This window comes from Quisquiliibacterium sp., from assembly GCF_982640115.1.
The window spans coordinates 23,961-40,306 of record NZ_CEXFHW010000014.1 but is presented as its reverse complement, the minus strand read 5'-3'; the positions used below and the strand labels follow the sequence as shown (position 1 = coordinate 40,306).

The following is a 16,346-nucleotide window of genomic DNA, read 5'->3' as shown; positions in this document are numbered from 1 at the left end:
GGCCGGCGCCGCCGGCCGTCAACCCGGGTCTGCCGCGGACATCCTGCCCGGGCCTACTGCCAGCCGCCACCCAGGGTCTTGTAGAGCGTGACCAGGCTCTGCCCGGCCTGCCCCTGCACCAGCACCAGCGACTGCTGGGCGGCAAAGAGCGAGCGCTGGGCATCGAGCAGTTCCAGGTAGCTGGCCGCGCCGTGACGATGGCGGGCCTCGACGATCGCGGCCCGCCCGGTCTCGGCCTGCACCTGCGCCTGCTGGGCACCGAGCTGCTCGAGCAGGGTGCTGCGCGCCACCAGCGCATCAGCCACCTCGCGGAAGGCCTGCTGCACGGCACGTTCGTACTGCACCAGCGCCTGGTCGCGGCTGAGGTTGGCCGACTGCAGCGCGGCCTGGTTGCGGCCGGCATCGAACAGCGGCTGCAGCAGCTGTCCGGCCACTCCGGCAGCGAAGGTCCCGCCGCTGAACAGGCTGGTGAGCGAGCGGGTGGCGCTGCCGGCGCTGGCGGTGAGGGTGATCCGCGGGAAGAAGCTGGCGCGGGCTGCCTCGATGCCGGCATCGGCGGCGGCCATCTGCAGCTCGGCCGCGCGCAGGTCGGGACGACGAGCCAGCACCTCGGAGGGCAGGCCGGGGGCCAGCTCGGGGAAGGCGGCCAGGCCGCGCAGCGGCGCGACGCTCACGCCAGCGGCCGAAAGCGGCGTGCCCATCAGCAGCGAGAGCGCGTTCTCGTCCTGCGCCCGCTGGCGCTGCTGCTGGGCAAGGCTCACCCGAGCCCCCTCGAGCAGTGACTGCGCAGCGCGCACCTCGAGCAGGGAGGCCGCGCCGAGCCGATGGCGGGTCTCGGTGAGCCGCAGGGTGTCCTCGCGGGACGCGAGGGTCTGGCGGGTGAGGGCCAGCAGCGCTTCATCGGTCTGCAGGTTCAGGTAGCCCTGCGCCACCGCCGCCACCAGGCTGATGCGCACGGCGAGGCGCTGCGCCTCGGTGGCCTGAAACTGCGCCGCCGCGGCCGCGCTCAGGCTGCGCAGCCGACCGAACAGGTCGAGCTCGTAGGCGGTCATCTGCAGCCCGCCCAGGTACAGGGTGTTGGCACCGCCCGCGCCATTGGGCGTGCGCGAACCCGACAGCCCCAGTCCCACCGTGGGCAGCAGATCGGCTTCGCGCAGCTGCATCTGCGCGCGGGCCTGCTCGATGGCGAGGGCGGCGAGCCGCAGATCGCGGTTGTTGCGCAGGGCGATGTCGATCAGCCGGCGCAACGACTCGTCCCGAAAGAAATCCTGCCAGGCGACGGTATCAGCCGCCTGGGCGCCCGCCGCTGCGGCAGGGGCGGCCGGGAAGCTGGCCGGCAGCTCGGGCGCAGGCTTTTGCGGGCTGCGGGCCGGCGGCAGGCCGGCGCAACCGGCGAGCAGTGCGCTCGCGAGCAGCCAGATGGGCAGTCGGGTACGCCTCATGAGCGCTCCTCGCCCGAGCGGCTGTCCTGCGACGGCGTCGAAGGGGGCGACGACGGTGTCGACCCAGGCGGCGGCACGGGTGGCGCGACACGACCCCGTGCCCGCCCACCGCCACCAAAAACGCGGCGCACCACCACGAAGAACACCGGCACGAAGAACACCGCCAGCACGGTGGCCGTGATCATGCCGCCAAGCACGCCGGTGCCGATCGAGCGCTGACTGGCCGAGCCGGCGCCGGTGGCCAGCACCAGCGGCATGACCCCGAGGATGAAGGCGAGCGAGGTCATCAGGATGGGTCGCAAGCGCAGATGGGCCGCTTCGAGCACGGCATCGACCGCGCTCATCCCGCGCGCCTGCAGGTCACGGGCGAACTCGATGATCAGGACCGCGTTCTTGGCCGACAGGCCGATGATGGTGATCAGGCCGACCTTGAAGAACACATCGTTCTCGAGGCCGCGCAACGAGGCGGCGCCGACCACGCCCAGCACCCCGAGCGGCACCACCAGTACCACCGCCAGCGGGATGGTCCAGCTCTCGTAGAGCGCGGCCAGGCAGAGGAACACCGACAGCAGCGAGAACGCGAACAGCAGCATCGCGGTGGAACCCGAGCGCTTCTCCTCGCGGGCCAGGCCGGTCCATTCATAGCCCAGGCCCGGTGGCAGCCCCGCGGCGATGCGTTCCATCTCGGCGATGGCGGCACCGGAACTGACCCCGGGCGCCGGCTCGCCGGCGATCCGCATGGCCGGGTAGCCGTTGTAGCGGATCGCCTGCATGGCGCCGGTGACCCATTGCGCCGAGGCGAACGACGACAGCGGTACCGACTGCCCCTGCGCGTTGACCACCGGGATCCGCAGCAGCTGCTCCGGTTGCATGCGCGCCGGCGCGTCGGCCTGCACCACCACCCGCTGGACGCGGCCCTGATTGGGGAAGTCGTTCACGTAGGCCGAACCCAGTGCGCTGGAGAGCGTGCTGGTGATGGCTGCGAAGCCCACGCCGAGCGCCGCCGCCCGATCACGGTCGATGCGCAGCTCGAGTTGCGCCGCATCCTCGAGACCGTCGGGCCGCATCGCGGCCAGCAGCGGGCTCTTGCCGGCCTCGGCGAGGATCTGGTTGCGCGCCGCGAGCAGCGCCTCTCGGCCCACGCCGCTGCGGTCCTGGAGGCGGAACGCAAAGCCGTTGGCCCGGCCGAGATCACGGATGGGCGGGGGGCTGAGCGGGAAGGTGAAGGCATCGCGGATGCGCGAGAGCGCCGGGAAGGAGCGCTTGACCAGCGCCTGCGCCGAGCGCTCCTCGCCGGGGCGCTGCGCCCAGTCCTTGAGGGTGACGAAGGCCAGCGCGGCATTCTGGCCGGTGCCCGAGAAGTTGAACCCGAGCACGGTGACCATGCTCTCGACATCGGCCTGCTTGAGCATGAAGCCTTCCACCTGCTGCATCACGCCGAGCGTGCGCTGCTGCGTGGCGCCCGGTGGCAGCAGCACATTCACGAGGATGTTGCCCTGGTCTTCATTGGGCACGAAGGCGGTGGGCAGGCGCTGGAACATCACCACCACCGCGCCGATGATCGCCACATAGATGATCAGGTAGCGCCAGACCCGCCGCAGGATGCGGGCGACCAGGCCCTGATAGGCGGAGGCGGTGCGCGCGTAGCCCCGGTTGAACCAGCCGAAGAAGCCGCGGCGCGCATGGTGGTGGCCGGCCTGCACCGGCCGCAGCAGCGTGGCGCACAGCGCCGGTGAAAACGAGAGCGCGAGGAAGGCCGAGAACAGGATGGCCACGACCATCACCGCGGCGAACTGTCGGTAGATGTTGCCGATCGAGCCGCTGAAGAAGGCGAGCGGCACGAACACCGACACCAGCACCACGGTGACGCCGATGATCGCACCGGAGATCTGCCCCAGCGCCTTGCGGGTGGCCTCGCGCGGCGGCAGCCCCTCCTCGCTCATGATCCGCTCGACATTCTCGACCACGACGATCGCGTCGTCGACCACGATGCCGATCACCAGCACCATGCCGAACATGGTGAGAACATTGATCGAGAAACCCATGGCCAGCAGCGCACCGAAGGTGCCCAGCAAGGCCACCGGCACCACCAGCGTGGGGATCAGGGTGTAGCGGATGTTCTGCAGGAACAGGTACATCACCACGAACACCAGCAGCACCGCCTCGACCAGGGTCTGCGCCACCTGCAGGATCGAGATCCGGATGAACTTGGAGCTGTCGTAGGGGATGCTCGCCTTCATCCCCGGAGGGAAGAAGCGTGAGAGCTCGTCGAGTCGCGCCTTGATCAGCGCGGCGGTCTCGAGCGCGTTGGCATTGGGCGCCAGCTGCACGCCGATGCCGGTGGAGGGCTGGCCGTTGAGCCGGGTGCTCAGGCCGTAGCCCTGCGCACCGAGCTCCACCCGGGCAACATCGCGCAACCGTACCGAGGACCCATCGGGATTGGCCCGCAGCAGGATGTTGCCGAACTCGGCCGGGTTGGCGAGCTGGCCCTTGACCACCACCGCCGCGAAGACGCGCTGGTCGGCGGTGGCCGGCTGCTCGCCGACGAAGCCCGAGGACACCTGCACATTCTGGGTGGCGATCGCCGCGGTGACATCGCTCATCGACAGGCGATAGGCGAGCAGCCTTGCCGGGTCGACCCAGACCCGCATGGCACGCTCGGTACCGAAGAGCTGCGCCTGGCCCACGCCCGGCACCCGCTGGATCTCGGGCAGCACGCTGCGCGCGGCGTAGTCACCCAGGGCCACCGGCGTCCAGGCCGGGTCACTGGAGGACAGGATGGTGAACAGCAGGAAGTTCGGGTTGGCCTTGTCGATGCGCACGCCGAGCTGCGTCACCGCCTGGGGCAGGCGCGGGGCGGCGCGGCTGAGCCGGTTCTGCACATCGACCGCGGCGAGCGAGGGATCGGTGCCCGGCTCGAAGCTGAGCGTGATCGAGCCGGTGCCGTCGGCCTGGGCCACCGATTCCATGTAGATGAGGCCGGGCGAGCCGTTCATCTCGCGCTCGATCAGCGAGATGGCGCTGTCCTCGAGCACCTTCGCGGTGGCGCCGGGATAGGTGAGCGAGAGCTGTACCGCCGGCGGGGCGACAGGCGGGTACTGGGCGATCGGCAACTGGGTGACCGCCACCCCGCCGGCCACCATGATGAACAGCGCGATCACCCAGGCGAATACCGGGCGATCGATGAAGAACTGCGCCACGGGAGGCCTCCGGTCAGCGAGCGGCAGGCGCCGCGGGGCCAGCGGCCGGGGCCGAGGCAGGGGCCTGGGCGGGGGCCGGGGCCGGGGCCGCGGTTGCGGAGCCGGCGGCCGGTGCCGGTTGCCAGGGCACCGGCTTGACCGGGCCCTTGCCGCCGCGCAGCTTCTGGAAGCCGTCGACCATCACCTTCTCCCCCGGCTTGAGGCCGTCGAGGATCACCCACTGGCCCTCGCGGGCCGAGCCGATCTTGACCGGCCGCATGGTCACGATGCCATCGTCGCCGACCACACGCACGCTGTCGCCCTGACCGCCACGGCTGACCGCCTGCTGCGGCAGCAGGACCGCCGCCGGCGCCTGGGCCTGCTCGACCTTGACGCGCACATAGAGGCCGGGCAACAGCTGCCCGCGCGGATTGGGCACCTCGGCGCGCAGGGTGATCTGGCCGCTGGTGGGGTCGACGCTCAGGTCGGAGAACAGCAGGCGCCCCGGCAGCGGATAGACGCTGCCATCCTCGAGCACGAGCCGCACCAGCGCGGCATCCTTGCCGGCGGCGCTGCGCAGCGCGCCCGACTGGATGGCCGCCCGCAGCCGCAGGACATCACCGGCCGGCTGGGTGAAGTTCACATAGATCGGATCGATCTGCTGCACCAGCGCCAGAGGCGTGGCCTCGCCCTGCCCGACCAGGGCGCCCTCGGTGACCAGAGCCCGACCGATGCGACCGCGCAGCGGCGAGGTGACCGATGCATAGCCAAGGTTGATCTGGGCAGTCTGCACCGCGGCCCTGGCCACGGCGATGTCGGCCTGGGCCTGCTGGCCGACGGCCACGGCACTGACCAGTTCCTGTTCGCTGATCGCCCTGGCCTCGAACAGCGGCTTCGCACGCTCGGCCTGCGCCTGCGCCTGCACTGCGTTGGCCTCGGCGCGGGCCAGCGCTGCCTGGGCGCTGGCCAGCGTGGCGCGCAGCGCCGCGTCATCGAGCTTGAAGAGCGGCTGATCGGCGCGGACATCGCTGCCCTCGGTGAAGAGGCGCTGCTGCACGATGCCGGCCACCCGGGCGCGGACCTGCGCCACGCGGAAGGCCTCGGTGCGCCCGGGCAGTTCGGTGACCAGATTCACCGGCACCTGCGCCACGGTGACCACGCCCACTTCCGGCGGCGGTGGCGCCGACGGGGCACCGGCGGCGGCAGGGGCGGAAGCACCCGCCGCAGGGGCGCCCGCCGCAGGTGCCGCAGCCGCCGGGGCACTCGCCGCCGGCGGGGCAGCCGGCGACGAACCGCCCTGACCGCAGGCGGCCAGCAGCAGCGCAACCGTCAGCGCAGCGGCGAGGGGCAGCCCGCGCCCGGCGCGGACCGATGACGGCTGGGGGGCCCGGCGTGTCGGCAGGTTGGAGGAGCTCATGGCATTCCCGGTTGGGGCGCGGTCAGGGCGGGCTTGCGTCATGTCGTCTCGGGCAGCTGAAGGGGTCCCTTCCCAGCCCAGCGGTCGAGATAGAGGTAGATGACGGGCGTGATGTAGAGCGTGATAACCTGCGAGAACAGCAGGCCACCGACCACTGCCACGCCCAGAGGCATGCGCAGCTCGGCGCCCGCGCCCAGGCCCAGGGCAATGGGCAGTGCCCCCATCAGCGCGGCGAAGGTGGTCATGAGGATGGGCCGGAAGCGCAGCACGCAGGCCTGGCGGATTGCCTGCTCCGGCGACATCGACTGGGTACGCTGCGCATCGAGGGCGAAGTCGATCATCATGATCGCGTTCTTCTTGACGATGCCGATCAGCATCAGGATGCCGATGGTGGCGATCAGGGTGAGCTCGATCTTGAAGAACCACAGGAACACCAGCGCTCCGACCGCGGCCGAGGGCAGACCGGCCAGGATCGTGAGCGGGTGGATGTAGCTCTCGTAGAGCACGCCGAGCAGCACATAGATGACCGCCAGCGCCACGAGGATCAGCACCAGCTGACTGGACTGCGAGCCCTGGAAGACTGCGGCATCGCCGCCGTAGCTGGCGATGATCGACGGCGGAAACCTAAGATCGCGCCCGAAGGCCGCGATCTTCGCGGTGGCATCGCCCAGCGCGGCATCGGGCGCCAGGTTGAACGAGATGGTGACCGCCTGCAGCTGGCCCTGATGGTTGACCGCGGTGGGCCCTACGCCGCGGGAGACCTTCACCAGCGTGGACAACGGGACCACCTGCTGGGTGACCCGGGAACGCACGAAGATCTTGCCGATCGCGTCCTCGAACTTGCGGTACTCGCCGGGCGCCTCGAGGATCACCAGGTAGCTGTTGACCGGCGTGAAGATCGTGGAAACCTGGCGGTCGCCGAAGGCACTGTAGAGCGCAGTGCGGATGTCCTGCACATAGACGCCGAGAGCACCGGCCTTGTCGCGGTCGAACTCCACCTGGGCCTGCAGGCCGCGCATCTGGGTGTCGCTGGTGACATCGCGGAAGACAGGGTCGGCGCGCATGCGCTGCATCAGCTTGCCGGACCACTCGCCGAGCGCATCGGCGCTCACACTCTGCATGACGTACTGGTAGCGGCTCTTGGAGACCTTGCCGCCGAGCTGCAGGTTCTGCACCGGGCGCATGTACACCGCAAAGCCCGGGTAGCGGACCTTCTGGCGCAGGCCCTCGATGACCCGCTGAACCTTCTCGCGCTCGCCCCGCGCCTTGAGCACGATGAACATGCGGCCGGTGTTCATCTGCTGCGGGTTGGTGGGCGGCGAGCCCACGAAAGAGGACACATAGGCCACATTGGGGTCCTTGCGCACGATCTCGGCGGCGCGGGCCTGCAGCCGCGACATCTCCTCGAAGGAGATGTCCTCGCTCGCCTCGGTGATCGCCTGGATCTGGCCGATGTCCTCCTCGGGGAAGAAGCCCTTGGGGCTGATCTGCACCAGCCACACCGTGAGACCGAAGGTGAGAAAGGCCACCGCGAGCACCCAGCGCCGATGTCGCAGGGCGACATCGAGGCTGCTGGCATAGGCGTCGAGCACCGCCTTGAACCCGCGTTCGAACATGCGACCAAAGAAGTTCTCGCGGTGATGCGCAGGATCGATCGGCCTGAGGAACCGGCTGGCGAGCATCGGGACCAGCGTGAGCGAGACCACTGCCGACACCAGCACCGAGAGGCCGACCACCACCGCGAATTCATGGAAGAGCAGACCGATCACACCGGGCATGAAAAAGATCGGGATGAACACCGCCACCAGCGAGATCGAGATCGAGAAGATGGTGAAGGCCATCTCGCGCGATCCGACCAGCGCGGCCTGCAGCGGCGCCATGCCCTCCTCGACATGACGCATGATGTTCTCGAGCATGACGATCGCGTCATCGACCACCAGGCCGACCGCGAGCGTGATCCCCAGCAGCGAGATGTTGTCCAGGCTGTAGCCCATGGGGTACAGCAGGGCGATGGCGCCGATCAGCGACACCGGCAGGCTCACCGTGGGAATCAGCGTGGCCACCAGACGGCGGATGAAAACCAGGATGACCAGGACCACCAGCACGATCGTCAGCCCGAGCGAGATCTTCACATCATGGATCGCCTCGCGGATGGAGAGCGAACGGTCATTCAGGGTGAGGATCTGGATGGAGGCCGGCAGCTGCGCGCGGAATTTCGGGATCAGCTCCTTGATCTCGTCGATCACGGCCACGGTGTTGGCGTTGGGCTGGCGCTGGATGGACAGGATGATCGAGCGCTCGCCGTTGTAGCTGGCGGCGGTGCGCACCGACTCGAAGCTCTCCTCCACCTGGGCCACATCGCGCACCTTGATGGCCACGCCGTTGCGGCTGGTGACCACCAGATTGGCGAATTCGGCCGCGCGGTGGAGCTGCCGGTTGGCGGTGATGGTGAGCAGCTGCTTGGGGCCGTCGAGGATGCCGACCGGGGTGTTGGAGTTGCCCGAGTTGATGGCGGTGACCACGTCTTCGAGCGTGAGCCCGTGGGCCGCGAGCGCATCGGGGTTGGCCTTCACCCGCACCGCGTAGCGTTTCTGCCCGTTGACATTCACCAGCGCCACGCCGCTGACCGTGGAAATGGTGGGCGCGATCAGATTCTCGGCATAGTCGTTCAGCTCGGACAGGCTGAGCGAGGGCGAGTTGAGCGCCACGAAGAGCACCGGCGCATCGGCCGGGTTGACCTTGCGATAGGAGGGAGGATTGGTCATCTCCACCGGCAGCAGGCGCTGAGCCCGCAGCAGCGCGGCCTGCACATCGACCGCCACGAGGTCGATGTTCTTGCTCGCGTTGAACTCGAGGGTGATGCTGGTGGCACCCAGGATGCTGGTGGAGCTGATGACGCTGATGCCGTCGATCGTGGAGAACTGCTTCTCGAGCGGGAGCGCGACCGAGGCCGCCATGGTCTCGGGACTGGCACCCGGGAACTGGGCCGTGACGCTGATCACCGGCGTGTTGTAGCTGGGCAGCGCGGCCACCGGCAGCTTGAGATAGGCAAGCCAGCCGGCCAGCACGCAGGCCAGGCTGAGCAGCACGGTCATGACCGGCCGCTGGATGCACAGCTGGGGCAGGTTCATGACTTGCCGTCCGGGCCCTTGCCCTCGGCGGCCTTGCCCTCGGCGCCCTTCCCTTCCGGCCCTTTACCCTCCGGGCCCTTGCCCGCCCCCTTGCCGCCACCCTTGCCCTCGCCGGGCACCACGACGCGTACCTTGCCGGCCGGCCGCACGTTCTGCCGACCATCGAGCACGATGCGGTCATCGGGTTGGGGCCCTTCGACGACCAGCTGGTCCTTGAAGGCGTAGACATCCTTGATCGGCACCTGGCGGACGGTCATGTCGGGGTTGACCGCGTACACGAAGCGCCCGCTGGTGGATGTGACCACGGCGTTGGCGGGAACCACCACCGCATCCTTGAGCAGGCCGAGCTCGACCCGGGCCTGCACGAACTGGCCAGGCCACAGGTTGCCCTCGGCGTTGGCGAAGGTGGCCTTGGCCTTGATGGTGCCGTTGGCGGCATCGACCGCGCTGTCCATGAAATAGAGCTGGCCCTGGGCGACCGTCTGGGTGGCCGGGATGGTGACCCTGACCGGGCTGCGGCCTGCAGCGCGCAGGCGCGACTGCAGCAGCGCGAGATGGCTCTCGGGAACCGGGAACTGGACCGCGATCGGATCGACCTGGGTGACGGTGACCAGCGACGCGCCGGCGGGCTGCACCAGCGTGCCGGGAAAGACATTGACCACGCCGGTGCGGCCCGCGATCGGCGCCCGGATGATGTTGTAGTCGAGCGCCACTTCGGCAGCCTGCAGCGCCGCCTCGTCGGACTTCACCTGTGCCCACTGCGCGTCGCGCTGTGCCTGGGTGGTGTCGGCAGCCCCCTGCGAGATGAAGCTGCGCGCGACCAGTTCGCGCGCCCGCGCGAGCTGGCGATCCTGATCGGCGGCCAGCGCGCGGTTGCGCGCGAGCGAGGCACGCAGCCGCTCGACATTGGCGCGATCGTTGCGATCATCGAGCAGGAACATCGGCTGGCCCTGCCGGACGAACTGCCCTTCCTTGATAAGCACCTCGCGGACCAGGTTGGAGATCTGGCTGCGGACATCGACCACCCGCAAGGGCACGACGCTGCCATTGAGCTCGACGACCAGGGGCACATCCTGAGCGCGAGGCTGGATGACGGTGACCGCGGGATCGGGGGGCGCGGCGGGTGCCTTGGCCGCGGGGGCCTCGGCGCTGTTGATCCGCCAGTGGACGGCCCAGCCGATACCGCCCAGCAGTGCCAGGGCCAGGCCCCACTTGATCAGTCTGGAGAGCGTCATCGGTCGGGGCTGGCTTGGCGGGGGAAGGGAGGGGCTGGCAGCCGACGGGTCGGCAACCGCTCATTATCACGGGCGATGCCGCGTGCAGTCGAGTCCCTCGGGATTCCGCAGTCCGCCGCCGCCAGTCTGCGGGATCGCGCGCGCCGCCCGCAGCCGCCTCACCGGACGCACCGTGCCCTCATGCTAGCCTTCACGGCACCCGCGGCGGCGACCGCCTCTCGCCATCTGGAGAACCGAGTGCCCGACACCCCCCCCTCGCTGCTGCGGCGCTGGCGCTGGCCCGCCGCGCTGGTGCTGGTCGGTCTGCTCGCCGCTGGCACCTGGGAGTGGAACCGGCGCCAGGACATCGCCGCCGCGCCCGGCTGGCGCACCGCCGCGCTGACCCGCGGGCCGATCACCGCCAGCGTGTCGGCCACCGGCACGCTCAACGCGGAGGTCACGGTTCCGGTCGGCTCGCAGGTGTCCGGCCAGGTCAAGGAGCTGTTCGCCGACTTCAATGCCGAGGTGCGCAAGGGGCAGCTGATCGCCCGCATCGACCCGGAGACCTTCGAGTACCGGGTGCGGCAGGCCCAGGCCGATGTCGATGCTGCACGCGCTCAGGTGCTCAACGCCCAGGCCGGGGTCAGTGCCGCCAGCGCCATGGTCTCGCGGGTGTCGGTCAATCTCGCCGAAGCCCGCCGCGACCTCGACCGGAAGCAGCAGCTGGTCGAGCGAAACTTCATCTCCGGCGCCGAGCTGGACAAGGCCCGTGCGGTGATGGACGCCGCCGTCGAGGAGCTGCGCAGCGCGCGCGCCCAGGTCGAGGTCGCCCAGGCGCAGACAGGCAGTGCCCGCGCGGTGGTCGCGCAGCGCGAGGCCCAGCTGCAGCAGGCCCGGGTCGACCTGGAACGCACCGCGATCCGCGCGCCGGTCGATGGGGTGGTGATCAAGCGCTCGATCGACGCCGGCCAGACGGTGGCGGCCAGCCTGCAGTCGCCCGAACTCTTCGTCATCGCACGCAACCTGCGCGACATGCAGGTGGAAACCTCCATCGACGAGGCCGAGATCGGCCGCATCCGGGTGGGCCAGCGCGCCACCTTCACCGTCGACTCCTACCCCGGTCGCAGCTTCTCGGGCGAGGTACGCCAGGTGCGCAAGGCCGCGCTCACCGTCCAGAACGTGGTCACCTACACCGTGGTGGTGGCCACGCCCAACCCCGATCTCGCGCTCATCCCGGGCATGACCGCCAATGTCCGGGTGATCACCGACACCCGCGAGAGCGTGCTCAAGGTGCCCAACGCGGCATTGCGCTTCCGACCCCCGAACTGGCAGGAACCGCCACCGGGCGGCGCACCTGCCGGCGCACCTGCCGGCGCACCCGCCGGCGCGCCCAAGGCCGGCCTGGGCCCGTGGGAATGGCCGGGATCGGTCCTGAGCGCCCTGCGCGAGGGGCTCGGCGCGCTGATCACGCCGGCGCTTGCCCAGAGCCCGGGCAGTGGCGGGCCGCTGGCGCAGTTCCGTGAGCGGCTGGAGCGGGAACTCTCGCTCAGCGACGACCAGAAGACCCGGCTCGACGGCATCTTCGGGGCCATGCGAGAACGCTTCGCCGCAGCCCGGGCAGCGCCCGACGACGAGCGGCCGGTGCAGATGGAGCGCCTGCGCGCCGAACTGCGCGAGCGCATCGCGCAGATCCTCACGCCGGATCAGAAGAAGCGCTACCAGGAGATGCTCGCCGACATCGGGGCGCGACAGGGTGCAGGCACCGCAGCCGCATCCCCAGGCCCGAACCCGGCCGCTGCCGGCACGGGCGCCGGTCAGCCCGCGCCAGGGACCGCGTCCGGCAAGGGACCGGGGGCGTCGCCCGGTTCAGCACCGGGTGCAACTCCGGGTGCAACTCCGGGTGCAACACCTGGCGCAGCACCCGGTTCAGCACCCGGGGCGGTGCCGGGCGGCGGCAGCCCGCTGCAGCAGTTCCGCGCCCGGCTCGAGCGCGACATCGCCTTCAGCAACGATCAACGCGTGCAGCTCGACGCGATCTTCGCCGCCATGCGCGATAAGTTCGCGGCCGTGCGGGAGGCCCCGGAAGCCGAGCGTGGCAAGCTGGTCGAGCGCAACCGCGCCGAGATGCGCGAGCGCATCGGCGACATCCTCACCGCCGCCCAGAAGCCCGTCTACGCGGCGATCATCGCCGAGATCGCCGGCCGTCAGGCCAGCCGCGGCCGCATCTTCCTGCTCGGCGCCGACGGCAAGCCGCGTGCGGTGTCGGTGCGCACCGGGCTCACCGACGGCGCCTTCACCGAGGTCTCGGGCGAGGGGCTCGCGGAGGGCGACAGCGTGATCATCGGCCAGCAGGGCGCCGCCACCGCACCCGCGGCGCGGCCCGCGGGCGCCGCGCCGCGGCTGCCCTTCTGAGGCGCAAGGCGATCATGGCCGAGCCGCTGCTGGCGGTGCGCGATCTGGTCAAGGAGTACCGCATGGGCGACACCGTGGTGCGCGCCCTGGCCGGGGTCAGCCTGACCATCGCCGCCGGCGAGATGGTCGCGGTGATGGGCCCGTCGGGCTCGGGCAAGTCCACCTTCATGAACATCATCGGCTGCCTCGACCGCCCTGACGCCGGCAGCTACACCCTGGCCGGCGAGCCGGTGCAGGCCATGGATGGCGATGCGCTGGCCGCGGTGCGCAACCGCCGCATCGGCTTCGTGTTCCAGCAGTTCAACCTGTTGCCACGCACCTCGGCGCTGCTCAATGCCGAACTGCCGCTGCTCTACACCAGCCTGCCGCGGGCCGAACGGCTGCGCCGCGCCACCCGCCGGCTGCAGCAGGTGGGGCTGGGGGAGCGCCTCGACCACCATCCCCGACAGCTCTCCGGCGGTCAGCAGCAGCGGGTGGCCATCGCGCGGGCGCTGGTCAACGACCCGGTGCTGGTGCTGGCCGACGAGCCCACCGGCGCGCTCGACTCCCGCACCAGCCTGGAGGTGATGGCACTGCTGCAGCAGCTCAACCGGGAAGGCATCACCGTGGTGCTGGTCACCCACGAGCACGACATCGCCGAGTTCGCCGGCCGCATCGTGCTGTTTCGCGACGGCCAGGTGGTGTCCGACCGCCAGCACCCGCCGCGCGATGCCGCGCAGGCGCTGCGCGAGCTGCCGGCGGCGCAGAGCGGGCCCGCGCCATGAGCTGGCTGGCCACGCTGCGGGTGGCGCTCAACGCGCTGCGGGTGAACACCCTGCGCTCGCTGCTGACCATGCTCGGCATCATCATCGGCGTGGGCGCGGTGATCACCATGATCGCGGTCGGCGGTGGCGCGCAGGCGCGGGTCGAGGAGCAGATCCGCAGCCTGGGCTCCAATGTGATGATCATCCTGCCCGGCTCGTCGAATGCCGGTGGCCTGCGCCTGGGCTTCGGCGCGGCCCAGACCCTCACCGAGGACGATGCCCGGGCGGTGGCGCTGGAGGTCGAGCAGGTTCAGTTCGCCGCCCCGCGCATGAGCACCTCCGGGCAGCTGGTGCTGGGCAACACCAACTGGTCGACGCAGATCCAGGGCGTGACACCCGACTTCTTCGAGGCACGGGAATGGAAGCTCGCGGCCGGCCGTCACTTCGAGCAGCCCGAGCTCAACGGCTCGGCCAAGGTCGCGATCATCGGCCAGTCGGCGGCGCGCCAGCTTTTCGGCGAGAACACGCCGCCCGAACTGATGGTCGATCAGCAGATCCGGGTGCGCAAGGTGCCCATGACCGTGATCGGCGTGCTCGAGCGCAAGGGCCAGAGCGCGCTCGGCCAGGACCAGGATGATGTGCTCTTCGTGCCGCTGAGCACCGCCCGCAACCGGCTGATCGGCCAGGCCCAGGGCCGGCTGCGGCGGGTCAACAACATCACCGTCAAGGTGCACACCGGCGCCGACATGAAGCTCGCCGAAGAGCGCATCCGCGAACTGCTGCGCCAGCGGCACCGGCTGCAGCCCGGCCAGGACGACGACTTCACGGTGCGCAATCTGACCGAAATGCTGCAGGCTCAGGAGGCCTCCAGCCGGGTCCTGTCGATGCTGCTCGCAGCGGTGGCGTCGGTGTCGCTGCTGGTGGGCGGCATCGGCATCATGAACATCATGCTGGTCTCGGTGACCGAGCGCACCCGCGAGATCGGCCTGCGCATGGCGGTGGGCGCGCGCAGCCGCGACATCCTCAACCAGTTCCTGATCGAGGCGGTCACGCTCTCGCTGATCGGCGGGCTGGTGGGCGTGGCGCTGGGCGTGGGGGGCTCGTATGCCATCGGCGAATTCGCCGGCTGGCGCACCGAGATGTCACCGCACTCCATCCTGCTGGCGGTGGGCTTTGCCGGTGCGGTGGGCGTGTTCTTCGGCTACTACCCGGCACGCAAGGCCTCGCGGCTGCTGCCGATCGACGCGCTGCGCTACGAGTAGGGGCGTGCGCCCAGGCGGGCACGCAGCATCTCGAGATGCGCCTTCAGGTGGTATTTCTCCATGTGCCGGCGGGCGCCGAGGTTGGCGCCACGCAGCAGGCCTTCCACCCGGTCGAGATGCGCGAGCGCGCTCGCGCGCCGCTGCGGATCGAGCTCGCCCCGGGCATCGAGCTGCTCGATCTCGTGGTAGAGCTTCAGGATGCGCGACATGGCCCGCCAGCCAAGCAGCCCGGGCAGCCAGCGCGCCAGCGGCAGCACGATCGCCAGCGCCGGCATGAGCGTGAGCGCGAGCCGCTCGAGCAGGCTGGCCATCCAGAAGGGCAGGTAGCGCTGCAGGAAGGGCCGGCCGCTGCGGAAGTAGCGCTGCGACTGCGCGCTCTGCGGGAAGTCCAGCTGGCGCTCCGACGGAAACTCGCCGGGCGCGCTGAGCAGCGTGGGCACGCGGTGCACCTGGGTGGCCACATCCATGAGCAGGTAGGTGATCGCCGGGTGCAGGTCCTCGCGCACCACCAGGTTGGCGGCCACCGCCACCAGCGACACATCCTCGGCCGGCAGGTCGCGCGCCAGGCTGATCACGCCGCGCGGCAGCACCACCTTCGACAGCCAGGGCATGCGCCGCACGAGCGCGTCGGCGCGGGCGAAGCTCACCGGCGCGAGACCCGCCTCGAGCGCCTGCATCACGCTGGGCGCATCGACCGCGGCCACCAGGAAGAGCGCGTCCACCCGGCCCTCGGTCAGCGCCTGCACCGCCTCGCTGCCCGACAGCGGCGAGAGCCGCTCCGCCGGCACGGCGATGCCATGGGCCTCGAGCAGGCGCAGCGCCACCACCCGCGTGCCCGAGCCCTCCGGGCCGATCGCGATGACACCGCCGGCAAGCGCGATCGGGCTGTCCGGCGGGGGTACACCCGGGCGGGGCCGGTACAGCAGCCACACCGGCTCGTGCGCCACGCTGGCCACGCTGAGCAGACCGGGCTGGCGCTGCGGGTCGCCCAGGCCGCTCTGCACCAGGCCGACGGCCACCCCCGCCGCCGGGTCGGCCAGACGGGCCAGGTTCTCGATGCTGCCGGCCGAGGGCCGCAGCTCCAGGGTGATGCCCTCGCGGCGGAAGGCCTCGGCATAGCGGCTGGCAAAGGCGTGATACGCGCCGCTCGGGCCGCCGGTGGTGATGCTCACCCGCCGCGGCGGCGGCGGCTCGAGCACCTGCAGCAGCGCCCAGAAGAGGCCGGCGAGCATCAGCACCATGACGATCGCCACCCGGGTGAGCTGGCGATCCGACAGCAGCACGAACTCGCCGGCGCGCAGCAGCTGCCAGGTGGCGCGCTGATCGACCGGATTGCGGCTCATGCCGGCCCCGGGGGTCGCGCGAGCGCCAGGGCCTCGGCCAGCACCGTGCGGTCGCCGACATGGTTGGCGAGCAGCAGCACCAGGCGCGCGTTCATCAGCGCAGCCTGGTCGGGACCGAGGTCACGCTGGCTGTCGATCAGGGCCTGGTAGAAGCCGTCCGGATCGGGGATGTTGGGCGTGAGGACGAGGGACATGACGGGCTC

General features: G+C 70.5%; 10 protein-coding genes. 3 read left to right on the top strand and 7 right to left on the bottom strand.

Translation table 11 applies throughout. The annotated features are described in order from the left end of the window. Positions 1-53: 53 nt before the first annotated feature. From AC2H6A_RS03235 to AC2H6A_RS03215, 5 genes are read right to left on the bottom strand one after another with little or no spacing between them, the layout of a single operon-like run. Positions 54-1,442: an efflux transporter outer membrane subunit gene (locus AC2H6A_RS03235; RefSeq protein WP_484271695.1), complete on the bottom strand. Its 1,389-nt coding sequence runs from the start codon at positions 1,440-1,442 to the stop codon at positions 54-56. Beyond that, on the bottom strand, positions 1,439-4,642 hold the full coding sequence (locus AC2H6A_RS03230) for an efflux RND transporter permease subunit (RefSeq protein ID WP_484271694.1): 3,204 nt from the start codon (positions 4,640-4,642) through the stop codon (positions 1,439-1,441). Before AC2H6A_RS03230 ends, AC2H6A_RS03235 begins: the two co-directional genes overlap by 4 nt. Before the next feature lie 13 nt (positions 4,643-4,655). Continuing rightward, on the bottom strand, positions 4,656-6,038 hold the full coding sequence (locus tag AC2H6A_RS03225; RefSeq protein ID WP_484271693.1) for an efflux RND transporter periplasmic adaptor subunit: 1,383 nt from the start codon (positions 6,036-6,038) through the stop codon (positions 4,656-4,658). A gap of 38 nt (positions 6,039-6,076) precedes the next feature. Then, on the bottom strand, positions 6,077-9,169 hold the full coding sequence (locus tag AC2H6A_RS03220; protein ID WP_484271692.1) for an efflux RND transporter permease subunit: 3,093 nt from the start codon (positions 9,167-9,169) through the stop codon (positions 6,077-6,079). Next, positions 9,166-10,404, bottom strand: a complete 1,239-nt coding sequence (locus tag AC2H6A_RS03215; RefSeq protein WP_484271691.1) for an efflux RND transporter periplasmic adaptor subunit — start codon at positions 10,402-10,404, stop codon at positions 9,166-9,168. Before AC2H6A_RS03215 ends, AC2H6A_RS03220 begins: the two co-directional genes overlap by 4 nt. A gap of 237 nt (positions 10,405-10,641) precedes the next feature. Here AC2H6A_RS03215 and AC2H6A_RS03210 point away from each other — a divergent pair, with 237 nt between their 5' ends. The 3 genes from AC2H6A_RS03210 to AC2H6A_RS03200 are packed head-to-tail and all read left to right on the top strand — an operon-like array spanning position 10,642 to position 14,800. Then, the gene (locus AC2H6A_RS03210; protein ID WP_484271690.1) at positions 10,642-12,795 is read left to right on the top strand and encodes a hypothetical protein; all 2,154 of its coding nucleotides are present in this window, start codon (positions 10,642-10,644) and stop codon (positions 12,793-12,795) included. Between the two features lie 14 nt (positions 12,796-12,809). Beyond that, the gene (locus AC2H6A_RS03205) at positions 12,810-13,559 is read left to right on the top strand and encodes an ABC transporter ATP-binding protein (protein WP_484271689.1); all 750 of its coding nucleotides are present in this window, start codon (positions 12,810-12,812) and stop codon (positions 13,557-13,559) included. After that, the gene (locus AC2H6A_RS03200; protein ID WP_484271688.1) at positions 13,556-14,800 is read left to right on the top strand and encodes an ABC transporter permease; all 1,245 of its coding nucleotides are present in this window, start codon (positions 13,556-13,558) and stop codon (positions 14,798-14,800) included. Before AC2H6A_RS03205 ends, AC2H6A_RS03200 begins: the two co-directional genes overlap by 4 nt. Here the strand turns inward: AC2H6A_RS03200 and AC2H6A_RS03195 are convergent. Beyond that, the gene (locus AC2H6A_RS03195) at positions 14,791-16,143 is read right to left on the bottom strand and encodes a TAXI family TRAP transporter solute-binding subunit (protein WP_484271687.1); all 1,353 of its coding nucleotides are present in this window, start codon (positions 16,141-16,143) and stop codon (positions 14,791-14,793) included. The genes AC2H6A_RS03200 and AC2H6A_RS03195 overlap by 10 nt on opposite strands. Further along, positions 16,140-16,337, bottom strand: coding sequence for a DUF2783 domain-containing protein (locus AC2H6A_RS03190; protein WP_484271686.1), 198 nt, complete (start codon positions 16,335-16,337; stop codon positions 16,140-16,142). The genes AC2H6A_RS03195 and AC2H6A_RS03190 overlap by 4 nt, the downstream gene beginning before the upstream one ends. Positions 16,338-16,346: the final 9 nt, after the last annotated feature.

Bases quoted from the DNA above. Each gene is read 5' to 3' on its own strand.
- AC2H6A_RS03205 (WP_484271689.1), top strand. From the start codon at position 12,810: ATGGCCGAGCCGCTGCTGGCGGTGCGCGATCTGGTCAAGGAGTACCGC.
- AC2H6A_RS03195 (WP_484271687.1), bottom strand. From the start codon at position 16,143: ATGAGCCGCAATCCGGTCGATCAGCGCGCCACCTGGCAGCTGCTGCGC.
- AC2H6A_RS03200 (WP_484271688.1), top strand. From the start codon at position 13,556: ATGAGCTGGCTGGCCACGCTGCGGGTGGCGCTCAACGCGCTGCGGGTG.
- AC2H6A_RS03190 (WP_484271686.1), bottom strand. From the start codon at position 16,337: ATGTCCCTCGTCCTCACGCCCAACATCCCCGATCCGGACGGCTTCTAC.
- AC2H6A_RS03220 (WP_484271692.1), bottom strand. From the start codon at position 9,169: ATGAACCTGCCCCAGCTGTGCATCCAGCGGCCGGTCATGACCGTGCTG.
- AC2H6A_RS03235 (WP_484271695.1), bottom strand. From the start codon at position 1,442: ATGAGGCGTACCCGACTGCCCATCTGGCTGCTCGCGAGCGCACTGCTC.
- AC2H6A_RS03225 (WP_484271693.1), bottom strand. From the start codon at position 6,038: ATGAGCTCCTCCAACCTGCCGACACGCCGGGCCCCCCAGCCGTCATCG.
- AC2H6A_RS03215 (WP_484271691.1), bottom strand. From the start codon at position 10,404: ATGACGCTCTCCAGACTGATCAAGTGGGGCCTGGCCCTGGCACTGCTG.